At 63.2% G+C, this 21,238-nt stretch carries 31 protein-coding genes; all 31 read left to right on the top strand.

The genetic code is table 11. The features are described 5' to 3' along the window. Positions 1-27 precede the first annotated feature (27 nt). The 31 genes from tuf to H4W01_RS12275 all read left to right on the top strand — a co-directional run bounded on the left by tuf (position 28) and on the right by H4W01_RS12275 (position 21,225). Positions 28-1,218: an elongation factor Tu gene (tuf, locus tag H4W01_RS12425; RefSeq protein ID WP_010403740.1), complete on the top strand. Its 1,191-nt coding sequence runs from the start codon at positions 28-30 to the stop codon at positions 1,216-1,218. 150 nt (positions 1,219-1,368) lie between these two features. Further along, the gene (gene rpsJ, locus H4W01_RS12420; protein WP_007406109.1) at positions 1,369-1,677 is read left to right on the top strand and encodes a 30S ribosomal protein S10; all 309 of its coding nucleotides are present in this window, start codon (positions 1,369-1,371) and stop codon (positions 1,675-1,677) included. Positions 1,678-1,929: 252 nt separating this feature from the next. Continuing rightward, positions 1,930-2,685 carry a 50S ribosomal protein L3 gene (gene rplC, locus H4W01_RS12415; RefSeq protein WP_209611300.1) on the top strand — a complete coding sequence of 252 codons (756 nt, stop codon included), beginning with the start codon at positions 1,930-1,932 and terminating at the stop codon, positions 2,683-2,685. Positions 2,686-2,687: 2 nt separating this feature from the next. Further along, complete coding sequence (rplD, locus tag H4W01_RS12410) at positions 2,688-3,314, top strand: 50S ribosomal protein L4 (protein ID WP_033964934.1); 627 nt, start codon at positions 2,688-2,690, stop codon at positions 3,312-3,314. Next, entirely contained in the window at positions 3,307-3,618 is a 312-nt protein-coding gene (locus H4W01_RS12405) for a 50S ribosomal protein L23 (RefSeq protein WP_010403734.1), read from the top strand. The genes rplD and H4W01_RS12405 overlap by 8 nt, the downstream gene beginning before the upstream one ends. A gap of 4 nt (positions 3,619-3,622) precedes the next feature. After that, complete coding sequence (gene rplB, locus H4W01_RS12400) at positions 3,623-4,474, top strand: 50S ribosomal protein L2 (RefSeq protein ID WP_010403733.1); 852 nt, start codon at positions 3,623-3,625, stop codon at positions 4,472-4,474. 3 nt (positions 4,475-4,477) lie between these two features. After that, complete coding sequence (rpsS, locus tag H4W01_RS12395; protein WP_010164582.1) at positions 4,478-4,753, top strand: 30S ribosomal protein S19; 276 nt, start codon at positions 4,478-4,480, stop codon at positions 4,751-4,753. Continuing rightward, the gene (rplV, locus tag H4W01_RS12390; protein ID WP_010403732.1) at positions 4,753-5,130 is read left to right on the top strand and encodes a 50S ribosomal protein L22; all 378 of its coding nucleotides are present in this window, start codon (positions 4,753-4,755) and stop codon (positions 5,128-5,130) included. The genes rpsS and rplV overlap by 1 nt, the downstream gene beginning before the upstream one ends. After that, positions 5,130-5,831 carry a 30S ribosomal protein S3 gene (gene rpsC, locus H4W01_RS12385; RefSeq protein ID WP_010403730.1) on the top strand — a complete coding sequence of 234 codons (702 nt, stop codon included), beginning with the start codon at positions 5,130-5,132 and terminating at the stop codon, positions 5,829-5,831. The genes rplV and rpsC overlap by 1 nt, the downstream gene beginning before the upstream one ends. A gap of 10 nt (positions 5,832-5,841) precedes the next feature. Beyond that, positions 5,842-6,276, top strand: a complete 435-nt coding sequence (rplP, locus tag H4W01_RS12380; protein WP_010164579.1) for a 50S ribosomal protein L16 — start codon at positions 5,842-5,844, stop codon at positions 6,274-6,276. 1 nt (position 6,277) lies between these two features. Continuing rightward, positions 6,278-6,496 carry a 50S ribosomal protein L29 gene (gene rpmC, locus H4W01_RS12375; protein WP_010403727.1) on the top strand — a complete coding sequence of 73 codons (219 nt, stop codon included), beginning with the start codon at positions 6,278-6,280 and terminating at the stop codon, positions 6,494-6,496. Between the two features lie 10 nt (positions 6,497-6,506). Then, the gene (gene rpsQ, locus H4W01_RS12370) at positions 6,507-6,779 is read left to right on the top strand and encodes a 30S ribosomal protein S17 (protein WP_010403725.1); all 273 of its coding nucleotides are present in this window, start codon (positions 6,507-6,509) and stop codon (positions 6,777-6,779) included. Between the two features lie 171 nt (positions 6,780-6,950). Continuing rightward, on the top strand, positions 6,951-7,319 hold the full coding sequence (rplN, locus tag H4W01_RS12365; protein ID WP_010403723.1) for a 50S ribosomal protein L14: 369 nt from the start codon (positions 6,951-6,953) through the stop codon (positions 7,317-7,319). Then, positions 7,319-7,636: a 50S ribosomal protein L24 gene (gene rplX / locus H4W01_RS12360; protein WP_010403721.1), complete on the top strand. Its 318-nt coding sequence runs from the start codon at positions 7,319-7,321 to the stop codon at positions 7,634-7,636. Before rplN ends, rplX begins: the two co-directional genes overlap by 1 nt. Beyond that, positions 7,629-8,216 (top strand): 50S ribosomal protein L5, encoded by a 588-nt coding sequence (rplE, locus tag H4W01_RS12355; RefSeq protein WP_010403719.1) that lies wholly within the window; start codon positions 7,629-7,631, stop codon positions 8,214-8,216. Before rplX ends, rplE begins: the two co-directional genes overlap by 8 nt. A 1-nt stretch (position 8,217) precedes the next feature. Continuing rightward, positions 8,218-8,523: a 30S ribosomal protein S14 gene (rpsN, locus tag H4W01_RS12350; RefSeq protein WP_010403717.1), complete on the top strand. Its 306-nt coding sequence runs from the start codon at positions 8,218-8,220 to the stop codon at positions 8,521-8,523. A 10-nt stretch (positions 8,524-8,533) separates the two neighbouring features. Continuing rightward, complete coding sequence (gene rpsH, locus H4W01_RS12345; protein ID WP_033964930.1) at positions 8,534-8,929, top strand: 30S ribosomal protein S8; 396 nt, start codon at positions 8,534-8,536, stop codon at positions 8,927-8,929. Next, entirely contained in the window at positions 8,929-9,462 is a 534-nt protein-coding gene (gene rplF / locus H4W01_RS12340) for a 50S ribosomal protein L6 (protein WP_010403714.1), read from the top strand. The genes rpsH and rplF overlap by 1 nt, the downstream gene beginning before the upstream one ends. Next, positions 9,462-9,821 carry a 50S ribosomal protein L18 gene (gene rplR / locus H4W01_RS12335; protein WP_010403713.1) on the top strand — a complete coding sequence of 120 codons (360 nt, stop codon included), beginning with the start codon at positions 9,462-9,464 and terminating at the stop codon, positions 9,819-9,821. The genes rplF and rplR overlap by 1 nt, the downstream gene beginning before the upstream one ends. 2 nt (positions 9,822-9,823) lie before the next feature. Continuing rightward, entirely contained in the window at positions 9,824-10,543 is a 720-nt protein-coding gene (gene rpsE, locus H4W01_RS12330) for a 30S ribosomal protein S5 (protein WP_010403712.1), read from the top strand. A 6-nt stretch (positions 10,544-10,549) separates the two neighbouring features. Then, the gene (gene rpmD / locus H4W01_RS12325) at positions 10,550-10,726 is read left to right on the top strand and encodes a 50S ribosomal protein L30 (protein ID WP_010403711.1); all 177 of its coding nucleotides are present in this window, start codon (positions 10,550-10,552) and stop codon (positions 10,724-10,726) included. A gap of 226 nt (positions 10,727-10,952) precedes the next feature. Next, positions 10,953-11,495 carry a 50S ribosomal protein L15 gene (rplO, locus tag H4W01_RS12320; RefSeq protein ID WP_209611297.1) on the top strand — a complete coding sequence of 181 codons (543 nt, stop codon included), beginning with the start codon at positions 10,953-10,955 and terminating at the stop codon, positions 11,493-11,495. Positions 11,496-11,809: 314 nt separating this feature from the next. Next, positions 11,810-13,162, top strand: coding sequence for a preprotein translocase subunit SecY (gene secY / locus H4W01_RS12315; protein ID WP_010403709.1), 1,353 nt, complete (start codon positions 11,810-11,812; stop codon positions 13,160-13,162). Between the two features lie 40 nt (positions 13,163-13,202). Further along, positions 13,203-13,853: an adenylate kinase gene (locus H4W01_RS12310; protein ID WP_209611294.1), complete on the top strand. Its 651-nt coding sequence runs from the start codon at positions 13,203-13,205 to the stop codon at positions 13,851-13,853. Between the two features lie 261 nt (positions 13,854-14,114). Then, a complete protein-coding gene (locus tag H4W01_RS12305) occupies positions 14,115-14,807 on the top strand; it encodes a response regulator transcription factor (RefSeq protein ID WP_334685430.1) in 693 nt (230 codons plus the stop codon). Positions 14,808-14,902: 95 nt separating this feature from the next. Next, entirely contained in the window at positions 14,903-16,186 is a 1,284-nt protein-coding gene (locus tag H4W01_RS12300) for a sensor histidine kinase (RefSeq protein ID WP_334685257.1), read from the top strand. A 172-nt stretch (positions 16,187-16,358) separates the two neighbouring features. Next, positions 16,359-16,727: a 30S ribosomal protein S13 gene (gene rpsM, locus H4W01_RS12295; protein WP_209611289.1), complete on the top strand. Its 369-nt coding sequence runs from the start codon at positions 16,359-16,361 to the stop codon at positions 16,725-16,727. Between the two features lie 55 nt (positions 16,728-16,782). Beyond that, positions 16,783-17,172 (top strand): 30S ribosomal protein S11, encoded by a 390-nt coding sequence (gene rpsK, locus H4W01_RS12290; protein ID WP_010164557.1) that lies wholly within the window; start codon positions 16,783-16,785, stop codon positions 17,170-17,172. A gap of 95 nt (positions 17,173-17,267) precedes the next feature. Beyond that, positions 17,268-18,335, top strand: a complete 1,068-nt coding sequence (locus H4W01_RS12285) for a DNA-directed RNA polymerase subunit alpha (protein ID WP_010403702.1) — start codon at positions 17,268-17,270, stop codon at positions 18,333-18,335. Positions 18,336-18,504: 169 nt separating this feature from the next. Next, positions 18,505-18,927: a 50S ribosomal protein L17 gene (gene rplQ, locus H4W01_RS12280; RefSeq protein ID WP_010403700.1), complete on the top strand. Its 423-nt coding sequence runs from the start codon at positions 18,505-18,507 to the stop codon at positions 18,925-18,927. A 171-nt stretch (positions 18,928-19,098) separates the two neighbouring features. Further along, complete coding sequence (locus H4W01_RS12275) at positions 19,099-21,225, top strand: prolyl oligopeptidase family serine peptidase (RefSeq protein ID WP_209611286.1); 2,127 nt, start codon at positions 19,099-19,101, stop codon at positions 21,223-21,225. Positions 21,226-21,238: the final 13 nt, after the last annotated feature.

Here is a 21,238-nt window from a genome sequence, read left to right as displayed (position 1 = left end):
CCGAAAACGATCAATAAGGTAGGAAAAATGGCAAAAGCAAAGTTCGAGCGGACCAAGCCGCACCTCAACATCGGCACGATCGGCCACGTCGATCACGGCAAGACCTCGCTCACGGCTGCGATCACCAAGGTGCTCGCGGAAACCGGCGGCGCGACCTTCACCAGCTATGCCAACATCGACAAGGCGCCCGAAGAGCGCGAGCGCGGCATCACCATCTCGACCGCACACGTCGAGTATGAGACGACCGAGCGTCACTATGCGCACGTCGATTGCCCGGGCCACGCTGACTATGTGAAGAACATGATCACCGGTGCGGCGCAGATGGACGGCGCGATCCTCGTCGTTTCGGCGACCGACGGCCCGATGCCGCAGACCCGCGAGCACATCCTGCTCGCCCGTCAGGTCGGCGTGCCGACGATGGTCGTGTTCATGAACAAGGTCGATCTGGTCGACGACGCCGAGATCCTCGAGCTCGTCGAGCTGGAAATCCGCGAACTGCTCTCGTCCTACGATTTCGACGGCGACAACATCCCCGTCATCCAGGGTTCGGCCGTTTGCGCGCTCGAAGACAAGCAGCCCGAGATCGGCCATGACGCCGTCCTCAAGCTGATGCAGGCTGTCGACACGTACCTGCCGCAGCCCGAGCGTCCGCTCGACAAGCCGTTCATGATGCCGATCGAAGACGTGTTCTCGATCTCGGGTCGTGGTACGGTTGTCACCGGCCGCGTCGAGACCGGCATCGTCAAGGTTGGCGAAGAAGTCGAGATCGTCGGCATCAACGACACCCGCAAGACGACCGTCACGGGCGTCGAAATGTTCCGCAAGCTGCTCGACCAGGGCCAGGCAGGCGACAACATCGGCGCGCTGATCCGCGGCGTTGGCCGTGAAGAAGTTGAGCGTGGCCAGGTGCTCTGCAAGCCCGGCTCGATCAAGCCGCACACCGACTTCCAGTCGGAAGTGTACGTGCTGTCGAAGGACGAAGGTGGCCGTCACACGCCGTTCTTCGCCAACTATCGTCCGCAGTTCTACTTCCGCACCACGGACGTCACCGGCACCGTCGAGCTGCCTGAGGGCACCGAAATGGTCATGCCTGGCGACAACATCGCGCTCGGCGTCAAGCTGATCGCACCGATCGCTATGGACGTTGGTCAGCGCTTCACGATCCGCGAAGGCGGCCGTACCGTTGGTTCGGGCATCGTCAGCGGCATCTCGAAGTAAGCTGCTAAAAGAAAAGTTGCCGCCCGCGCCTCAAACGAGGCGTGGGCGGTTGCTTTTTTGTGGAGGCCCCTGTAGTGGCCCGCCTCCAGTTTTGGTTTTGAACAGCAAGAGCCCCGCTACGGGGCCCGCTCTTTCGCATCGGTAGGGACTATGGACAGCAATATCCGCATCCGCCTCAAGGCGTTCGATCATCGCGTGCTCGATCAGGCGACCGGTGACATCGCCGACACCGCGCGCCGCACCGGCGCTCTCATCCGTGGTCCCATTCCGTTGCCGACGCGCATCGAGAAGTTCACCGTGAACCGCGGTCCGCACATCGACAAGAAGTCGCGCGAGCAGTTCGAAGTCCGAACCTACAAGCGCATGCTCGACATCGTGCAGCCGACCCCGCAGACGGTCGACGCGCTTATGAAGCTCGACCTAGCCGCGGGCGTTGACGTCGAGATCAAGCTCGCGTAATAGCGCGCCTCCAAGAGATTCGGTGACACTTCGGTGTCGCCCGATAGATGGGATACCGCCGGATTTATCCGGGTCTGCGTCCCCCGACACGCTCCACCGCCGACGCGGGGAGCACCAGCCCGGGTCGGGGCCGCAGTATAAAATAAGTTTGGGCTGACCGGGTTCCCGCCAAAGTAATACTTTGGCGGGGCCCACGTACGCACCCTTCGGAATGGTCCGAGGGGTGCCTCTGCATTGAATGGAGCATTGATCATGCGCACTGGCGTGATCGCGAAAAAGATGGGGATGACCCGCTGGTTCCAGGACGATGGGCGCCATGTGCCCGTGACCGTTCTGGCGCTGGAAAATCTGCAAGTTGTGGCCGTTCGCGAGGCCGATCGTGATGGGTATGTCGCAGTCCAGCTGGGCGCGGGTACCGCAAAAGCAAAGAACGTTGCCAAGCCGCAGCGTGGCCATTTCGGCAAGGCCGAAGTTGAGCCCAAGGCGAAGCTCGCCGAATTCCGCGTGAGCGAAGATGCGCTGCTCGAAGTCGGCGCGACCATCTCGGCCGACCATTATGTCGCTGGCCAGATCGTCGATATCCAGGGCGTGACCCAGGGTAAGGGCTTCCAGGGCGGTATGAAGCGTTGGGGCTTCGGCGGTCTGCGCGCAACGCACGGCGTTTCGGTCTCGCACCGCTCGCTGGGTTCGACCGGTCAGCGCCAGGATCCGGGCAAGGTCTTCAAGAACAAGAAGATGGCCGGGCACATGGGCGACAAGAACCGCACCCAGCAAAATCTCGAAATCGTTTCGACCGACGTCGAGCGTGGCCTCATCTTCGTCAAGGGTTCGGTCCCTGGCTCGAAGGGTGGCTGGCTGCTCGTCAAGGATTCGGTGAAGGTCGCGCGTCACGCCGATGCGCCATATCCCGCCGGCCTGAAGCAGGTCGCCAACAACAACGACACCGCTCCCGCCGAGACGCCTGCTGACGTCGCGACCGTGGACGCGGCCGACGGCCAGGAGGGCTGAACATGAAGGTCAAGGTTCAATCCTTCGCCGACACCGCAGGCGCGGACATCGAGCTCAACGACGAGGTCTTCGGCCTCGATCCGCGCGCCGACATCCTGCACCGCGTTGTCACCTGGCAGCTCGAAAAGCGTCGCGCGACCGCAAGCGGCACGCGTGAGCGCGCTGACGTTGCTCGTACGGGCAAGAAGTTCGGTCGCCAGAAGGGCGGCGGTACGGCACGTCACGGCGATCGCCGCGCTCCGATCTTCGTCGGCGGTGGTAAGGCGCACGGTCAGCGGACCCGCGACTTCAATCCCGGCCTGAACAAGAAGGTTCGCGCGCTCGGTCTGAAGATGGCGCTGTCGAGCCACGCTCAGGCGGGCACGCTGGTTGTCATGGACAGCCTGACGGTCGCCGAGAGCAAGACCAAGACGCTGATCGCGGACTGGGCAAAGCTCGGCACGGGCAAGACCGCGCTCGTCATTGACGGCGCAGCGGTCGAGACCAGCTTCGCGCTGGCAGCGGGCAACCTGCACACGATCAACGTGATGCCGGCCGCCGGTGCCAACGTCTATGACATCCTTAAGCACGACACGCTGGTCCTGACCCGCGCTGCCGTCGAAATGCTGGAGGCGCGCTTCAATGGCTAAGCAGAAAGCCGCGATCGACGCGCGTCATTATGACGTGATCGTCGCACCGCACATCACCGAAAAGGCCACTTTGCTCAGCGAGCATAACGCGGTCGTCTTCAAGGTCACCAACGACGCGACCAAGCCGCAGATCAAGGCTGCAGTCGAGGCGCTGTTCGACGTGACCGTCCTGGGCGTGAACACGATTGTCCAGAAGGGCAAGACCAAGAAGTGGAAGGGCGCGCCCTACACCCGCTCCGACATCAAGAAGGCGATCGTGACGTTGAAGGACGGCCAGTCCATCGACGTGACGACGGGGATCTGATCCGATGGCATTGAAGCATTATAATCCGACCAGCCCGGCACGACGCGGACTCATCCTCGTCGACCGTTCCGGCCTGCACAAGGGTGGCCCCGTCAAGGCGCTGACCGAAGGCAAGCGCAAGACCGGTGGGCGCAACAACAAGGGCCATGTGACCTCGCGCGGCATCGCCGGCGGCCACAAGCAGCGCTACCGCATCATCGACTTCAAGCGCCGTAACTGGGGCGTCGATGGCGTGGTCGAGCGGATCGAATATGATCCCAACCGCACCGCCTTCATCGCGCTGATCAATTATGGTCAGACCGCCGATGGCAAGGAAAACGTTGCGTACATCATTGCGCCGCAGCGCCTCGCCGTTGGCGACAAGGTGATTGCGGACAAGAAGACCGACGTGAAGCCGGGCAACGCGATGGAACTGGGCCAGATGCCGGTTGGCACGATCGTCCACAACGTCGAGATGAAGCCGGGCAAGGGCGGTCAGCTCGCACGGTCGGCCGGCACCTATGTGCAGGTCGTCGGTCGCGACAAGGGCATGGTCATGGTCCGCCTCAACTCGGGCGAGCAACGTTACATCCACGCCAATTGCATGGCGACGGTTGGCGCGGTTTCGAACCCCGACAACGGCAACACCAACCTCGCCAAGGCGGGTCGCAATCGCTGGTTGGGCATTCGCCCGCTGACGCGCGGCGTCGCCAAGAACCCGGTCGACCATCCGCACGGCGGCGGTGAAGGCCGGACCTCGGGCGGCCGTCATCCGGTTACCCCGTGGGGCAAGCCGACCAAGGGTGCGCGCACCCGTCATAACAAGGCGACGGACAAGATGATTATCCGCAGCCGTCACGCCAAGAAGAAGGGCTAAACGATGGCTCGTTCCGTCTGGAAGGGTCCGTTCGTGGACCTTCACCTGCTGAAGAAGGCAGAAACCGCGCAGGAAACCAACGCGCGTGGTGCGATCAAGACCTGGTCGCGCCGCTCGACGATCCTGCCGCAGTTCGTTGGACTGACCTTCAGCGTCTATAACGGCCGCAAGTTCGTGCCGGTTTCTGTCAACGAGGACATGGTGGGCATGAAGCTCGGCGAGTTCGCGCCGACGCGCTATTTCCCCGGCCATGCCGCGGACAAGAAGGGCAAGCGCTAATGGCTAAGGCAAAAGCTCCCCGCCGCGTGGCGGATAACGAGGCGCTGTCGGTCGGCACGCAGATCCGTGGTTCCGCGCAGAAGCTCGGCCTCGTTGCGGCATTGATCCGCGGCAAGAAGGTCGGCGATGCGATGAACATCCTGCAGTTCTCGACCAAGGGCATGGCGGTTGACGCGCGCAAGGTGCTGGCATCGGCCATCGCCAATGCCGAGAACAACCACAATCTCGACGTCGACTCGCTCGTCGTCGCAGAGGCTTCGGTTGGCAAGTCGATCGTGATGAAGCGCTTCGCGACCCGCGGTCGTGGCAAGTCGACGCGCATCCTCAAGCCGTTCAGCCGTCTGCGCATCGTCGTGCGCGAGCAGGAAGAAGCATAATGGGTCAGAAATCGAACCCGATCGGTCTGCGCCTGCAGATCAACCGCACCTGGGATAGCCGCTGGTATGCGGAAGGGGCCGATTACGGCCGTCTTCTGCTCGAAGATCTCAAGATGCGTGCGTACATCCTGAAGACGCTGCCGCAGGCTGCGATCTCCAAGGTGGTCATCGATCGTCCGGCCAAGCTGTGCCGCGTTTCGATCTTCGCTGCCCGTCCCGGTGTCATCATCGGCAAGAAGGGTGCGGACATCGAAAAGCTGCGCCGCACGCTCGGCAAGATGACGACGTCCGACGTCAGCCTGAACATCGTCGAAATCCGCAAGCCGGAAGTCGACAGCAAGCTGGTTGCACAGGGCATCGCCGATCAGCTCGAGCGTCGTATCGCCTTCCGCCGCGCCATGAAGCGTGCGGTGCAGTCGGCGATGCGTCTGGGCGCCGAGGGCATCCGGATCAACTGCGGTGGCCGTCTTGGCGGCGCCGAGATCGCACGTTCGGAATGGTATCGCGAAGGTCGCGTGCCGCTCCACACGCTGCGCGCCAACGTTGATTACGCTGAAGCGACTGCACACACGGCATACGGCGTGTGCGGCGTGAAGGTCTGGATCTTCAAGGGCGAAATCCTGGGTCATGACCCGATGGCGACCGACCGGCTGATGATGGAAGCGCAGACTTCCGGCGTCCGGCCTGATCCGCGCCGCTAAGGAATAGATCATGCTGCAACCGAAAAAGACCAAGTTCCGCAAGGCCTTCAAGGGCCGCATCCATGGCGACGCCAAGGGTGGCACCACGCTCAACTTCGGGTCGTACGGCCTGAAGGCGATGGAGCCGGATCGTCTCACCGCACGCCAGATCGAGGCGGCTCGCCGCGCGATCACGCGTCACATCAAGCGCCAGGGCCGTTTGTGGATCCGCGTTTTCCCGGACGTTCCCGTCTCGGGCAAGCCCGCCGAAGTCCGCATGGGTAAGGGCAAGGGTTCGCCGGAATATTGGGCAGCCCGCGTCAAGCCCGGCCGTATCCTGTTCGAACTGGACGGCGTTCCGGGCGACATCGCGGCGATGGCGTTCAGCCGTGCAGCGATGAAGCTGCCGATCAAGGTGAAGGTCGTTGCCCGTCTCGGCGACACCTCGCATCTGGGAGTTGCATAACATGGCGAAGATCGACACGCGTCGCTCCGACCTCAAGGCGAAGACCGAGGACCAGCTGGGCGAAGAGCTCGGCAACCTGAAGCGCGAGGCGTTCAACCTCCGTTTCCAGGCCGCGACCAACCAGCTCGAAAAGCCGAGCCGGGTCAAGGAAGTCCGCCGCGACATCGCTCGCATCAAGACCCTGCAGTCCGCGCGTTCGCGCGACACTGCGGCAAAGTAAGGATTTAGACATGCCAAAGCGCGTGCTGACGGGGCTGATCGTCTCCGACAAGGGCGACAAGACGGTGGTCGTGAACGTGGAGCGTAAGGTCAAGCACGCGCTCTATGGCAAGATCATTCGCCGTACGAAGAAGTATCATGCCCATGACGAGGGCAATGAGTTCAAGCAGGGCGAGACCGTGCGGATCGAAGAGACCGCGCCGATTTCCAAGCTGAAGACCTGGAAGGTGATCGATCGGGTTAACACCCACGCGACGCCGGACCGGGTCGACGTCGACGCATAAGAGCGTCGGAAATTTCCCCGTTCACCCTGAGCTTGTCGAAGGGTGGTTTCCGCAAGCGACCGGGTCGCAAGCGGGGAAGGGGCTTCGACAGGCTCAGCCCGAACGGGTTGGCTTGATAGTTAGAGGCGGGGTCCGGTCGGTATCGGCCCCAGATGAGAAGGAAGCGGATCTATGATCCAGATGCAATCCAATCTCGAGGTCGCTGACAATAGCGGCGCGAAGCGGGTTATGTGCATCAAGGTGCTTGGCGGGTCCAAGCGTCGTGTTGCAGGCGTTGGCGACATCATCGTCGTCAGCGTGAAGGAGGCCGCACCGCGCGGCCGCGTGAAGAAGGGCGACGTGCACCGTGCCGTCATCGTGCGTACGGCGAAGGACATTCGCCGCGCCGACGGGTCGGTGATCCGCTTCGATTCGAACGCGGCTGTGCTGGTCAACAAGAATGAGGAGCCGATCGGCACCCGTATCTTTGGCCCAGTGGTTCGCGAACTGCGCGGCAAGAAGCACATGAAGATCATCAGTCTCGCGCCGGAGGTGCTGTAATGGCGACCGCAAAGATCAAGAAGGGCGACCGCGTCATCGTTCTGTCCGGCAAGGACAAGGGCAAGACCGGTGAAGTCACGATGGCACTCCCCAAAGACGGCAAGGTCGTCGTTGCGGGCGTCAACGTCGCCGTTCGCCACGTAAAGCCGAGCCAGGGTGACCCGCAGGGTGGCCTGAAGCGCGCCGAAGCGCCGCTGCACGTCTCCAAGGTCGCTCACGTGACCGCCGACGGCAAGCCCACGCGCGTTCGTTTCGAGACCCAGGACGGCAAGAAAGTCCGTGTTGCGGTCAAGACCGGAGACAAGATCGATGGCTGATGCAGCTTACAAGCCCCGGATGAAGGGCATCTATGACGACAAGATCGTCAAGGCGATGACCGAGAAGTTCGGCTACAAGAACGCCATGGAAGTTCCGCGCATCGACAAGATCGTGCTGAACATGGGCGTTGGCGAAGCCACGCAGGACAAGAAGAAGGTCGACCAGGCCTTTGGCGAAATGGAATTGATCGCAGGGCAGAAGCCCGTCGTGACCAAGGCGAAGAAGTCGATCGCACAGTTCAAGCTGCGCGAAGGCATGCCGATCGGCGTGAAGGTTACCCTTCGCCGTGAGCGCATGTACGAATTCCTGGACCGTTTCATCACGATCGCGCTTCCCCGCGTTCGCGATTTCCGTGGGCTCAACCCCAAGTCGTTCGACGGACGCGGCAACTATGCCTGCGGCCTGAAGGAGCAGCTGGTGTTCCCGGAAATCAGCTATGACCGGATCGACAAGATCCGCGGCCTGGACGTGATCGTGGCAACCACGGCGAAGACCGACGAGGAAGCGCGCGAGCTGCTCCGTTTGTTCGGTTTCCCGTTCCCGATCGAAGACGCTGACACCGAAAAGAAGGCGGCATAAGATGGCGAAGGTAAGTTCTGTCAACAAGAACGAGCGTCGCAAGATGCTGGTCAAGAAGTATGCGCCCAAGTACGCGGCGCTGAAGGCGATCGCTGCCGACACGTCGCTCAGCGACGGCGAGCGGATCGAGGCCCGTCTCAAGATGGCCGAGATCCCCCGCAACGGCAACCCGACGCGCATCCGCAACCGCTGCGAGCTGACCGGTCGTCCGCGCGCATATTATCGCAAGTTCCGCCTCTGCCGTATTCAGCTGCGCGATCTGGCCAACAAGGGCCTGATCCCGGGCGTTACGAAGTCGAGCTGGTAAGGATCAACAGATGGCATTGACCGATCCCCTGGGTGATATGCTCACCCGCATCCGCAACGGCCAGCGCGCGCGCAAGGACTCCGTCCTGACGCCGGGCTCCAAGCTGCGGGCCCGCGTGCTCGACGTGCTCCAGCGCGAGGGCTATATCCGTGGCTACACCGAAGAGCAGATGGGCCCTGCGGCCGGCATCCGCATCGAGCTGAAGTATTTCGAGGGCCAGCCCGCTATCAAGCACGTCGCGCGCGTGTCCAAGCCTGGCCGTCGCGTCTATTCGGCTTCGACCGAACTGCCGCGGGTCATGAATGGCCTTGGCATCACGATCGTCTCCACGCCTCGCGGCGTTCTGTCCGACGCCGAAGCGCGCGAACAGAATGTCGGCGGCGAAGTCCTCGCGGAGGTGTTCTGATGAGCCGCATCGGTAAAAAGCCGGTCACGATCCCGAGCGGCGTGACCGCGACGATCGAAGGCCAGCAGCTCAGCGTGAAGGGCCCCAAGGGCACCCTCGCCATGCCGCTGCGCGAAGAGATCAGCTATGTGCTTGAAGATGGCGGCATCGCCGTCAACCCGGCGAATGAGACCAAGCGTGCTCGCGCGTTCTGGGGCATGCAGCGTACGCTGGTGCAGAACCTCATCACCGGCGTGTCGGACGGCTTCACCAAGAAGCTGCTGATCAACGGCGTGGGCTACCGCGCTGCGGTTCAGGGCAAGACGCTGAACCTCAAGCTCGGCTACAGCCACGACGTCAACATTGACGTGCCGGAAGGGATCGAAGTCAAGACCCCGGACAACACGACGGTCGAGATTTCGGGTTCCGACAAGCAGAAGGTCGGCCAGCTGGCCGCTGAAATCCGTCGCTGGCGCAAGCCCGAGCCGTATAAGGGCAAGGGCATCAAGTACGACGGCGAGTTCATCTTCCGCAAGGAAGGGAAGAAGAAGTAATGTCGACCAAGGGTATGTCTCTCTTCGAGAAGCGGCGCCGCCGCAACCGCACCGCGCTCCGCGCGCGTGGATCGGGCCGTCCGCGGCTGTCGATCCATCGCTCGGGCCGCCACATCTATGCGCAGATCATCGACGACGCGCAGGGCGTGACGATCGCAGCTGCTTCGACGCTGGAAAAGGACGTGCGCGACACGTCCGGCGCCAACATCGACGCAGCGACGGCTGTCGGCACCCGCATCGCCGAGGCTTGCAAGGCTGCTGGCGTCACGCAGGTCGTGTTCGATCGCGGTGGCTTCCTGTTCCACGGTCGCGTCAAGGCGTTGGCGACTGCCGCGCGTGAAGCCGGATTGGAGTTCTAATTATGGCTGACGACAACATTCCAACCGAAGCTACGGCAGCTCCCGAAGGCGCAGCCGCTCCCGACGCCCGCGGTCCCCGTGGCGGTCGTGGTCGCGGTGGCCCTGGCGGCGGTGGCCAGAATCGTGGCGGCCGTGACAACCGTGGCGGTCGCGACAATCGCGGTCGTGGCGGCCCCGGTGCCGATGATGGCGGCGAAGAGCTGATCGAGAAGCTGGTTCACATCAACCGCGTCTCGAAGACGGTCAAGGGCGGTAAGCGCTTCGGCTTCGCGGCTTTGGTCGTCGTGGGCGACGGCAAGGGCCGTGTCGGCTTCGGTCATGGCAAGGCACGCGAAGTGCCGGAAGCCATTTCCAAGGCGACGGCTGCTGCCAAGAAGGCAATGGTCCGCGTTCCGCTGAAGGAAGGCCGCACGCTGCATCATGACGGTAACGGTCACTTCGGTGCCGGTCTCGTCACGCTGCGCTCGGCTCCGCAGGGAACGGGCATCATCGCCGGTGGCCCGATGCGCGCCGTGTTCGAATCGCTCGGCGTTGCCGACGTGGTGACCAAGTCGGTCGGTACGTCCAACCCGTACAACATGATCCGTGCGACCTTCGAGGCGCTGACCAGCCAGGTGAGCCCGAAGTCGGTTGCGCAGCGTCGTGGCAAGAAGATCGCCGATCTGCTCGGCCGTGGTGGTGCGGAAGCACCCCAGGCTGAAGCCGAAGCGATCGTGGAGTAAAGACCCATGGCAACCATCAAGATCACGCAGACCGGTTCGCCGATCCGCCGCGAGAAGGACCAGCGCGCAACGCTGATCGGTCTCGGCCTCAACAAGATGCACCGCACGCGCGAGCTGCAGGACACGCCCGAAGTTCGTGGCATGATCCGCAAGGTCGCGCACATGGTGAAGATCGAGGCGTAAGCTAATCTCCCTCTCCCGCGTGCGGGAGAGGGTGGCCGACCCCGGCGAATGCCGGGGGAGGTCGGGAGAGGGCAGGGCAACACAAAGCGTGTCGCCCGTTACAGCCCCTCTCCCCGGCCCTCTCCCCACAGGGGAGAGGGAGAAGAAGTAGACAAATCCGGGGTAGGGGGCTAACGGCCCCCTTCCTCATTTATCCAGCGCGTCAAAAGCGAAAGCGAGTGCACACATGAAACTCAATGATATCCGTGACAACGCCGGTGCGCGTAAGTCGAAAATGCGCGTCGGCCGTGGTATCGGTTCCGGCAAGGGCAAGACCGCAGGCCGTGGCCAAAAGGGCCAGAAGAGCCGCGAGGGCGTTTCCATCGCCGGCTTCGAAGGCGGCCAGATGCCGCTCCACATGCGTCTGCCGAAGCGTGGCTTCAACAACATCTTCGCCAAGGATTATGCCGAAGTGAACCTCGGCGCGATTCAGGTCGCGGTTGACGCAGGCAAGATTGAAGCCGGCGCGACGCTCGACCATGACGCGCTGAAGGCTGCTGGCCTCGCGCGCGGTGGCAAGGACGGCGTCCGTCTGCTCGGCAAGGGCGAACTGACCACCAAGCTGTCGTTCACCGTTGCCGGCGCATCCAAGGGCGCGATCGAAGCGGTCGAAAAGGCCGGTGGTTCGGTCGACGTCATTCACGTCGTTCCTGCCGCGGAAAAGGCTGCCGCCAAGAAGGGCGTCAAGTATCGCGAGCGCAAGGCGCACAAGGAATCGTTCAAGGCGTAAGCCGGACGATCTGATACTCTTTGTCCCGAACGGCGACCCCGCTGTTCGGGACAAATCGTTTAAGCGATCCCGGCTTCTAGACGCGCTCTGTCGCTCGCTCCGTTCGTTTCGAGCGAAGTCGAGAAACAGGTATCAAGCGCTGCGCGGGGTTTCTCGACTACGCTCGAAACGAACGGATAGGGGCAGGTCGGCGCGATCTCTTCGCGCAACCCATTAGACAAGCCCGCTTGGGCCCCTATATGAGCGGCGGGGCGGTAACACGTTTCCCGCCGCTTTTGTTTCCGCCGCTACTGCATCCAGGACGATAGACGCACATGGCATCCGCAGCCGACCAGATGGCTTCCAGCATCAGCCTGTCGAAATTCGCACAGGCGACCGACCTCAAGAAGCGGCTGTGGTTTACCATCGGCGCGCTGATCGTGTTCCGCCTGCTCAGCTACGTGCCGCTGCCGGGGATCGATCCGACCGCGCTGACCGAACTGGCCAGCCGCACCAGCGGTGGCGTGCTCGATTTCTTCAACGCTTTCTCGGGCGGCTCGCTCAAGCGCGCCAGTCTGATCGCTCTGGGTGTTACGCCCTACATCACGGCCTCGATCGTGGTGCAGCTCGCGACCTCGCTGTCGCCGACGCTCGCCGCCATCAAGAAGGAAGGCGAGAGCGGGCGCAAGCGGCTCAACCAATATACGCGCTACGGCACCGTCGCGCTGACGATCATCCAGGGCTATTTCCTGACGCTTGGCTTTGAGAGCCAGGGTGTCGTTGTGAATCCGGGGCCGATGTTCATCGCCGGGTCGATCGTCAGCCTGGTTGGCGGCACGATGTTCCTGATGTGGATCGGTGAGCAGATCACCAGCCGCGGCATCGGCAACGGCATGTCGCTGATCATCATGGCGGGTATCGTCGCGAACTTGCCGACGACGCTCTACACGCTGGCTGAGGGTGGCCGCGCGGGCAACCTCGACGGGTTCAAGATCCTCGGCATCATTGTCGCGGTGGCGGGCCTGATCCTGTTCATCTGCTTCATGGAACGCGCGCAGCGCCGCATCCTGATCCAATATCCCAAGCGCCAGACGCAGCGCGGCATGCAGGCCGATCGCAGCCATTTGCCGCTGAAGATCAACACCGCCGGCGTCATCCCGCCGATTTTCGCGTCGTCGCTGTTGCTGATGCCGCTGACCGTGATGCAGCTTGCCGGCAAGCAGCCTGCGGGCGGCAAGGAAACCTGGTGGGGTGACGTCGTCATCACGCTCAACCAATATCTGCAGCACGGGTCGCTGGTGTACATGCTGCTCTACGGTGCTGGCATCGTGTTCTTCTCGTTCTTCTACACCGCCGTGGTGTTCAACCCGGAAGAGACCGCCGACAATCTCAAGCGCTATGGCGGCTTCATCCCCGGCATCCGCCCGGGCAAGAACACCGAGGCCTATTTCGATTATGTGCTGACCCGCATCACCGTCATCGGTGCCGGGTATCTGGCGATCATCTGCCTGTTGCCGGAATATCTGGTGTCGGCGCTGTCGATCCCGTTCTACCTTGGTGGCACTAGCTTGCTGATCGTGGTCAACGTAACAATGGATACGGTGACGCAGATTCAGAGCCATTTGCTTGCGCATCAATATGGCGATCTGATCAAGAAGGCGAAGCTGAAGGGCGGGCGTCTCCGCTAAAAGCGGAACGCGAGTCGCCACGGCGATTGGGGAGAGCGTATTGAACATCATCCTGTTGGGGCCGCCCGGAGCCGGTAAGGGCACGCAGGCGAGCCATTTGGAAGCGGATCGCGGTATGATCCAGCTTTCGACCGGCGACATGCTGCGCGCCGCCCGCAAGGCGGACACGCCACTCGGCCATCAAGTTGCGGCGGTTATGGATTCGGGCGCGCTCGTCTCCGACGAGATCGTCTCCGCGTTGATCGATGACAAGCTGGGCACGCTCTCGCCCGAGCAAGGTACGATTTTCGACGGATATCCGCGGACTGCGGCCCAGGTCGAATCGCTCGATGCGATCCTTGCCCGGCACGGCCGCAAGCTCGACACCGTGATCGAACTCGACGTGAATGAGGATGCGCTCGTCGCGCGCATCGTCGGTCGCTATACCTGTGCCAGCTGTGGCGCGGGCTATCATGACAGCTTCAAGCAGCCCAAGGTCGCCGGGACCTGCGACGTGTGCGGCGGGCATGAGTTCAAGCGCCGTCCCGACGACAATGAGGAAACCGTGCGCACGCGCATGGCCGAATATCGCGCCAAGACCGAGCCGATCATCCCTATCTACCAGGCGCGCGGGCTGCTCGCGCGGGTGGATGGCATGGGCGACATTGGCGACGTGACGCGTGCGATCGAGGCGATCCTCGACGCGCGCTGACCGTTTGGCACAAAAGACAATGCGGGCGCACGCCGGCGGTGTGTGAGGCGTTTCTCGGCCGAATGACATTTTCGTCACCTCAGTGTCATCCCGTTGGATGCGCGATCGGCGCATGAAGGGACCAGGCCATGCACGCTGGCCGGAAATGTATTCACGAGATCGACACTCGCACTCCCGGGAGTGTCGTTGGCCGGCGGAAGGCATGCTTTCCGTCGGCCTCATTTCATTCTAGGCACGAGGAAACCGCCCGGAATGCCGCCTGTGACCCGCAAGATCCTGATCGTCGAGGACGATAGCTCCACTTCCGCCTATCTCGCCAAGGGCTTGAGCGAGGCGGGCTTTGCGGTAGAATCCTGCTTGGATGGGCGCGACGGCTTGTTTCTGGCGAGCGAGGGCATTTTCGATCTCATCATCGCCGACCGCATGCTGCCGGGGCTGAACGGCATTGCAATGCTCGGCGCGATTCGCGCGGCCGGGGTACGCACGCCGACCTTGATCCTCTCGGCGCTGGGCACAGTCGACGACCGGATCGACGGATTGAATGCCGGTGCCGATGATTATCTGGTGAAGCCGTTTTCCTTCGCCGAGCTGACCGCACGCATCGATGCGATCTTCCGCCGCGTCGATCGTGGCGTGGGGGAGGGGCAGGCGACGCGCTTGTCGGTCGGGGATCTGGAAATCGATTTGCTCGGGCGCACGGTCGCCCGGGCGGGGCGGCCCATTCAACTCGGCGCGCGCGAATTCAACCTGCTCGAATATCTCGCACGCCATGCCGGACAAGTCGTCACGCGCACGATGATGCTGGAGAAGATCTGGAATTATCATTTCGATCCGGGATCGAACGTGGTCGACGTCCATATCGGGCGGTTGCGCCGCAAACTTGAGGAGGGCTTCGCCGCGCCGATCCTGCACACGGTGCGTGGGGCCGGGTATCGGTTGTCGGTCGAGCCATAGCCATTTCCTTCTCGTCCCGCCTGTCGGTAACCGCGCGGATCGCGCTGCTGGCAATTCTGCTGGGGCTCACCTCCAATGTCGCGCTGGTCGCGTTCGTGTGGAAGCTTGTGCGCGATCAGGCGATCGACGAGTTGCGCCGCGATACCGTCGAGGAATCGGAGGGGCTGGTGGCAATTTATCGCGCTGGCGGGCTCCCTGCGCTAGCGCGGACGATCGACGAGGGACGCGCAAACGGGGATCGTTCGCGCATCGTCGCGGTCATCGCTGCCGATGGGCGACGCGTTGCTGGCATCGGCCCGGCGATCGTCGGCAGCGGGGCACCTGCACCCACCATCTTCCGCATCGGACGCATGGGGGATTCGAGCCCGTGGCTGGAGCGCGAGGCGGGGTATGCGGTGCGCGAGGTCGGCCCGTACCGATTGGTCAGCGGGCGCTTGCTCGACGATTGGGAGCAGGAGCAACAGGGGATCGAACGCGCGCTTGCTGCGGCGATGCTGCTGTCGCTGGCGCTGGGCATTGGGGGCGGGTTGATTGTGACGCGCTATGTCGGGCGGCGGCTCGACCGGGTTGCCGATGTGATCGAAGGGGTTGCGAGCGGTGACCTGTCGCGCCGCGTGGTCAATCCGGCGGCCGGGCATCCGGGGGGTGGCGACGCGTTTGACCGACTGGCGTCGCGGCTCAACGCCATGCTCGACAAGACCGAGCGGCTGATGACGGAATTGCGGATCGTTACAGACGGTTTGGCGCACGATTTGCGCTCTCCGCTTGCCCGGCTGCGCGCCAAGGCCGAGGTGGCGGTGCTGCAGGCCGACCCGGCGCAGCGCGAGGCGGCGATGGGCGGGCTGCTGATCGAGACCGATCTGGTGATGCGGATGCTGTCGACGATGATCGAAATCACGCGCGCCGAATCGGTCCCGCGCGACCGTCTGGCACCGATCGACCCGGCGGCGTTGATGGAGGAGATTGCCGAGCTTTACGGACCGGTGATCGAGGATTCCGGGATGCGGTTCGAGATTGCGATCGACGCGTACCCGCCGCACGTCGTGCTGCACCGCGAGTTGATGACGCAGGCGATCGCCAATCTGATCGACAATGCACTGCGCCATGCGGCACAGGGTGGGGAGATCCGGCTCGGGCTGGTGATCGGTCCGGACGAAGCGCGCTTTCAGGTTGCCGATCGCGGCCCGGGCATTGCCGAGGCTGACCGTGCGCAGGCGCTGCGTCGGTTCGGGCGGCTGGATGTCGCGCGCAGTGTGCCGGGGGCGGGGCTCGGCATGGCGCTGGTCGAAGCGGTCGCCCGGCTGCATGGCGGGCGTCTGGAGCTGGGGGATCATGCGCCCGGCCTGATCGTGGCGATCGTCATCCCGCTGACGGCGTGATCGCGATCGGGCGCTTGACAGCGGGTGAGTCGGGTCTTAACGCACCGCTATTCCGAAACACCGGTCTCCGGCGGCGCATGTTTGCGCTCGCCGGTGTCGTGCGTTACGGTAGGCAACGCGATGAGATGGGGTCCGCAGCCATGCGCACCCTGTGGAGCAGGAGAACAAGTTCATGGCACGTATCGCCGGGGTCAACATCCCGACCAACAAGCGCGTTGTTATTGCGCTCACCTACATTCACGGCATTGGCGACACCAAGGCCAAGGAAATCGTCAACAAGCTCGGCATCCCGATGACCGCGCGCGTGCAGGACCTGACCGACCAGGAAGTCCTCCACATTCGCGAAACCATCGACGCCGACTATACCGTCGAGGGTGATCTTCGTCGCCAGGTTGCGATGAACATCAAGCGCCTGATGGATCTGGCCTGCTATCGCGGCCTGCGTCATCGCAAGGGGCTGCCGGTTCGTGGCCAGCGCACGCATACCAATGCGCGCACTCGCAAGGGCAAGGCCAAGCCGATCGCCGGTAAGAAGAAGTGAGCTTGAGCCGCGGGTGACCGCGGCTCGCTCCTCGACGAAGGATTAGGGACAGACAATGGCACGTGAACCACAGCGCATTAAGCGCCGCGAACGCAAGAACATCACCTCGGGCGTCGCCCATGTGAACGCAAGTTTCAACAACACCATGATCACGATCACCGATGCCCAGGGCAACGCGATCTCGTGGTCGTCGGCTGGCGCAATGGGCTTTAAGGGCTCGCGCAAGTCGACTCCGTACGCCGCGCAGGTCGCAGCGGAAGACGCCGGCAAGAAGGCCGCCGAACATGGCGTCCGCACGCTCGAAGTCGAAGTGAAGGGCCCCGGTTCGGGCCGTGAGTCGGCGCTGCGCGCGCTGCAAGCGGTCGGCTTCCAGATCACTTCGATCCGTGACGTGACCTCGATCCCGCACAACGGCGTTCGCCCGTCCAAGCGTCGTCGCGTCTGACTTCGTCTCGACCGTGCGCGGTTGATCGCGCTGCACGGTTCGATTCATATATGGCCGGGATTGCCCCATTCCGGCCCAAAACCAAGGGATAGCCTATGTCCGTCAATGCAAAGAACTGGCAGGAATTGAAGAAGCCGTCCGGCCTCGAAAAGAAGCCCGGCGGAGACGGCAAGCGCAAGGCGACCTTCATCGCCGAACCGCTGGAGCGTGGCTTTGGCCTGACGCTGGGCAACGCGCTGCGTCGCGTGCTGCTGTCCTCGCTGCAGGGTGCCGCCGTGACCTCGATCAAGATCGAGAACGTTCTGCATGAATTCTCCTCGCTCGCGGGCGTTCGCGAGGACGTGACCGACATCGTGCTGAACGTGAAGCAAATCGCGCTGCGCATGCAGGGAGAAGGGCCGAAGCGTCTCCAGCTTTCGGCAACCGGCCCTGGCCCGGTCAAGGCCGGCGACATTGCGGTTTCGGGCGACATCGAAGTGATGAACCCGGCGCTGGTGCTGTGCCACCTCGACGATGGCGCGACGCTGAACATGGAACTGACCGCCGATGTCGGTAAGGGCTATGTCGCGGCCGTGGCCAACCGTCCGGCCGATGCGCCGATCGGCCTGATCCCGGTCGATGCGCTGTATTCGCCGGTCAAGCAGGTCAGCTACAAGGTCGAGAACACCCGCGTTGGGCAGGAACTCGATTATGACAAGCTGACGCTGACGGTTGAGACCGACGGCACGATCAGCCCTGAGGACGCCGTCGGCTATGCCGGTCGCATTCTGCAGGACCAGCTCGCTTTGTTCGTGCATTTCGACGATTCGTCGGTCACGCGCGCTGCGCCGATCGGTCATGCTGCTCCGGCGGCAACCGGTGGCGAAGTCGCTGGCGACACGCAGCAGATCAACCGGTACCTGCTCAAGAAGGTCGACGAGCTCGAACTGTCGGTGCGCTCGGCCAATTGCCTCAAGAACGACAACATCATCTATATCGGCGATCTGGTCCAGAAGACCGAAGCCGAGATGCTGCGCACGCCGAACTTCGGCCGCAAGTCGCTCAACGAGATCAAGGAAGTGCTCTCCTCGATGGGGCTGCGACTGGGCATGGAAATCCCCGGCTGGCCGCCTGAGAACATCGAAGAGATGGCCAAGAAGCTTGAACAAGAGATTATGGGCTAAGGCACGTCGCCCCGGCGAAAGCCGGGGCTGCTCCGCAATTTTGCGGAGCAAGTGCCCCATAGCTAACGGCCCCGGCCTCCGCCGGGGCGACGGAAACATTGGGTGGTCGACCGTCGCCACCAGGTCTGGGGTACCTCACACGGCCCCATAACGAACGAAGGAAAATACCATGCGTCATCGCGTAGGCGGTCGTAAACTGCAGCGTACCTCGGCACATCGCATCGCGTTGTTCCGCAACATGTCCGCTGCCCTCATCAAGCACGAGCAGATCACCACCACCGTCGCCAAGGCGAAGGAACTGCGTCCTTACGTCGAGAAGCTGATCACGCTGGCGAAGAAGGGTGGCCTGTCCAACCGTCGCCTGGCGCACGCGCGGCTGCTCGACGATGCGCAGTTGGTCAAGCTGTTCGACGTTCTGGCGACGCGCTATGCCGATCGTAACGGCGGCTACACCCGCATCATCAAGGCCGGCATCCGCCTGTCGGACGCATCGCCGATGGCGATCATCGAATTCGTCGACCGCGACGTCAGCGCCAAGGGCCAGGATTCGGGCCCGGTGCTGAATGACGGTGAGTATGACGAGGCGGCGTGAGCTTAGCGTAGCTAAGTACCGCTTTCCGCCTCGTCCGGCCGACGGCGCATAAAGCGCCGTTCGACGGCGTGGCTTTGCCACGACGCGGATGTGGCGGTAAAGCGATCAAGACATTGAGAAAGGAGCCGCACTCGGTAGAGTGTGGCTCCTTTTTTCGTTTTGGAGCCCTACATGCGCTTGACCCTGCCGCTGATTGCTCTCGTTCTCGCGGCTCCCGCGCAACTACAGGCCCAAAGCATGCACTATCCCGAAACCCGCCGCGTGACCCAGGTCGACGAACAGTTCGGCGTAAAGGTCGCCGATCCGTATCGTTGGCTCGAAAACGATGTGCGCACCGATGCCGAGGTCGCCAAATGGGTGGCGGACGAGAATGCGCTCACCAACGCCTATCTGGCGACACTGCCCGGCCGCGACATCTTTGCAGCGCGGTTGAAGACGTTGCTCGATTATGAGCGTTTCGGCGTGCCGGTGAAGAAGGGCGGCCATTATTTCTACACGCACAATAGCGGCCTGCAGAACCAGGCGGTGCTATATGTGCGCGACAGCGCCGACGGCGCGGGGCGGGTGCTGATCGACCCCAATGGCTGGTCCAAGGACGGCGCGACCGCGCTTGCCGAATGGAGCCCGTCGGAGGACGGCAAGAAGCTCGCTTATGCGGTGCAGGACGGCGGCACCGACTGGCGCACGGTCAAGGTGCTCGACGTGGCGACGGGTGCGGTGTCGGACACGATCGAGTGGGTGAAATTCTCTGGCCTGGCCTGGGCTAAGGATGGCTCGGGCTTCTATTATTCGCGCTTTGCAGCGCCCGCCGCCGGGGCCAAGTTCCAGGCGCTGAACGAGAACCAGCAAATCTATTTCCACAAGCTCGGCACCGCGCAGGCGGCAGACCCGCTGATCTACGCCACGCCCGAGAGCCCCAAGCTCGGCCACACCGCGCAAGTGACCGACGATGGCAAATGGCTGGTCATCACCACGCATGAAGGCACCGACAACCGCTATCAGATCACCGTGATCGACCTGACCGCGCCCAAGCCCGTCCCGCGCACGATCTTCAAGGGGCTGGACTATGAGTGGAGTCTGGCGGGCAATGTCGGCGGGAATTTCTATTGGGTGACCAACAAGAATGCGCCGCGCGGCCGGATCGTCGCGACCAATCTCTATGCGCGCTCGGCTGAGGTGCCCGAGCAGGAACTGGTCGCGCAGGGCAAGGATGTGCTCGACGGGGCCTCGCTGGTCGGCGGCAAGCTCTTGGTCTCGTACCTCGCCGATGTGAAGAGCGAGATCCGCCGCTATACGCTGGACGGCAAGCCCGATGGCGTGGTGCCGCTGCCCGGCATCGGCGCGGCCGGGGGCTTTGGCGGCGAGGAGGGCGATCCTGAGACCTTCTTCGCCTTCACCAGCTTCGCCACGCCGACGACGATCTATCGCTATGACGTGAAGACCGGGCAGGCGACGCCCTGGGCCGCGCCGAAGGTGGCGTTCGATCCTGCGCGCTACACCGTCGAGCAGCGTTTCTACGCCTCCAAGGACGGCACGCAGGTGCCGATGTTCATCGTTCGTCGCAAGGATGTCTCCGGCCCGGCACCGACGCTGCTTTATGCCTATGGCGGTTTCAACATCTCGGTGACGCCGGCCTTCTCGGCAACGCGGTTGGCGTGGCTGGAGCAGGGCGGGGTGCTGGCGGTCGCCAACATTCGTGGCGGCGGCGAATATGGCAAGGCGTGGCACGATGGCGGCCGGTTGGCCAACAAGCAGAATGTGTTCGACGATTTCATCGCCGCAGGGGAATATCTGAAGGCACAAGGGGTGACCGGCAAGGACCAGCTCGTTATTCAGGGCGGGTCGAATGGCGGGTTGCTGGTGGGCGCGGTGACCAATCAGCGGCCGGACCTGTTCGCGGCGGCGCTGCCCGCAGTGGGCGTGATGGACATGCTGCGCTTCGACCGCTTCACCGCTGGGCGCTATTGGGTCGATGACTATGGCTATCCCTCGAAGGAAGCCGATTTCAAGACGCTCTACGCCTATTCGCCCTATCACAATATCCGCGCGGGCAAGGTGTACCCGGCGATCCTGGCCGAGACCGCCGACACCGACGATCGCGTCGTGCCGGGGCATACCTTCAAATATACCGCGATGCTGCAGTCGCTCGACCTGGGCCCCAAGCCGCGCCTCGTGCGGATCGAAACGCGCGCGGGCCATGGGTCGGGCAAGCCGACCGACAAGGTGATCGCCGAAACCGCCGACGCCTGGGCGTTTGCGGCGAAGTGGACGGGGCTCACGGTCAAGCCGGTGGAGTGAAGCGGCGCTATCT

Source organism: Sphingomonas sp. PL20 (genome assembly GCF_017875905.1).
In the GTDB taxonomy this organism is placed as follows: Bacteria; Pseudomonadota; Alphaproteobacteria; order Sphingomonadales; family Sphingomonadaceae; genus Sphingomonas; species Sphingomonas echinoides.
This window is presented reverse-complemented; position numbering and strand designations above follow the sequence as displayed.

Excerpts from the sequence above, each read along its gene's own strand:
- secY (WP_010403709.1), top strand. The coding sequence starts at position 11,810 with ATGGCATCCGCAGCCGACCAGATGGCTTCCAGCATCAGCCTGTCGAAA.
- tuf (WP_010403740.1), top strand. The coding sequence starts at position 28 with ATGGCAAAAGCAAAGTTCGAGCGGACCAAGCCGCACCTCAACATCGGC.
- rpsS (WP_010164582.1), top strand. The coding sequence starts at position 4,478 with ATGGCTCGTTCCGTCTGGAAGGGTCCGTTCGTGGACCTTCACCTGCTG.
- H4W01_RS12275 (WP_209611286.1), top strand. The coding sequence starts at position 19,099 with ATGCGCTTGACCCTGCCGCTGATTGCTCTCGTTCTCGCGGCTCCCGCG.
- rpmC (WP_010403727.1), top strand. The coding sequence starts at position 6,278 with ATGGCGAAGATCGACACGCGTCGCTCCGACCTCAAGGCGAAGACCGAG.
- rpsC (WP_010403730.1), top strand. The coding sequence starts at position 5,130 with ATGGGTCAGAAATCGAACCCGATCGGTCTGCGCCTGCAGATCAACCGC.
- H4W01_RS12285 (WP_010403702.1), top strand. The coding sequence starts at position 17,268 with ATGTCCGTCAATGCAAAGAACTGGCAGGAATTGAAGAAGCCGTCCGGC.
- H4W01_RS12405 (WP_010403734.1), top strand. The coding sequence starts at position 3,307 with ATGGCTAAGCAGAAAGCCGCGATCGACGCGCGTCATTATGACGTGATC.
- rpsJ (WP_007406109.1), top strand. The coding sequence starts at position 1,369 with ATGGACAGCAATATCCGCATCCGCCTCAAGGCGTTCGATCATCGCGTG.
- rplQ (WP_010403700.1), top strand. The coding sequence starts at position 18,505 with ATGCGTCATCGCGTAGGCGGTCGTAAACTGCAGCGTACCTCGGCACAT.
- rpsK (WP_010164557.1), top strand. The coding sequence starts at position 16,783 with ATGGCACGTGAACCACAGCGCATTAAGCGCCGCGAACGCAAGAACATC.
- rpsH (WP_033964930.1), top strand. The coding sequence starts at position 8,534 with ATGGCATTGACCGATCCCCTGGGTGATATGCTCACCCGCATCCGCAAC.
- rplC (WP_209611300.1), top strand. The coding sequence starts at position 1,930 with ATGCGCACTGGCGTGATCGCGAAAAAGATGGGGATGACCCGCTGGTTC.
- rplX (WP_010403721.1), top strand. The coding sequence starts at position 7,319 with ATGGCGACCGCAAAGATCAAGAAGGGCGACCGCGTCATCGTTCTGTCC.
- rplR (WP_010403713.1), top strand. The coding sequence starts at position 9,462 with ATGTCGACCAAGGGTATGTCTCTCTTCGAGAAGCGGCGCCGCCGCAAC.
- rplV (WP_010403732.1), top strand. The coding sequence starts at position 4,753 with ATGGCTAAGGCAAAAGCTCCCCGCCGCGTGGCGGATAACGAGGCGCTG.
- rpsM (WP_209611289.1), top strand. The coding sequence starts at position 16,359 with ATGGCACGTATCGCCGGGGTCAACATCCCGACCAACAAGCGCGTTGTT.
- rplP (WP_010164579.1), top strand. The coding sequence starts at position 5,842 with ATGCTGCAACCGAAAAAGACCAAGTTCCGCAAGGCCTTCAAGGGCCGC.
- rplN (WP_010403723.1), top strand. The coding sequence starts at position 6,951 with ATGATCCAGATGCAATCCAATCTCGAGGTCGCTGACAATAGCGGCGCG.
- rpsQ (WP_010403725.1), top strand. The coding sequence starts at position 6,507 with ATGCCAAAGCGCGTGCTGACGGGGCTGATCGTCTCCGACAAGGGCGAC.
- rplD (WP_033964934.1), top strand. The coding sequence starts at position 2,688 with ATGAAGGTCAAGGTTCAATCCTTCGCCGACACCGCAGGCGCGGACATC.
- rpmD (WP_010403711.1), top strand. The coding sequence starts at position 10,550 with ATGGCAACCATCAAGATCACGCAGACCGGTTCGCCGATCCGCCGCGAG.
- rplE (WP_010403719.1), top strand. The coding sequence starts at position 7,629 with ATGGCTGATGCAGCTTACAAGCCCCGGATGAAGGGCATCTATGACGAC.
- rpsN (WP_010403717.1), top strand. The coding sequence starts at position 8,218 with ATGGCGAAGGTAAGTTCTGTCAACAAGAACGAGCGTCGCAAGATGCTG.
- rpsE (WP_010403712.1), top strand. The coding sequence starts at position 9,824 with ATGGCTGACGACAACATTCCAACCGAAGCTACGGCAGCTCCCGAAGGC.
- rplB (WP_010403733.1), top strand. The coding sequence starts at position 3,623 with ATGGCATTGAAGCATTATAATCCGACCAGCCCGGCACGACGCGGACTC.
- rplO (WP_209611297.1), top strand. The coding sequence starts at position 10,953 with ATGAAACTCAATGATATCCGTGACAACGCCGGTGCGCGTAAGTCGAAA.
- rplF (WP_010403714.1), top strand. The coding sequence starts at position 8,929 with ATGAGCCGCATCGGTAAAAAGCCGGTCACGATCCCGAGCGGCGTGACC.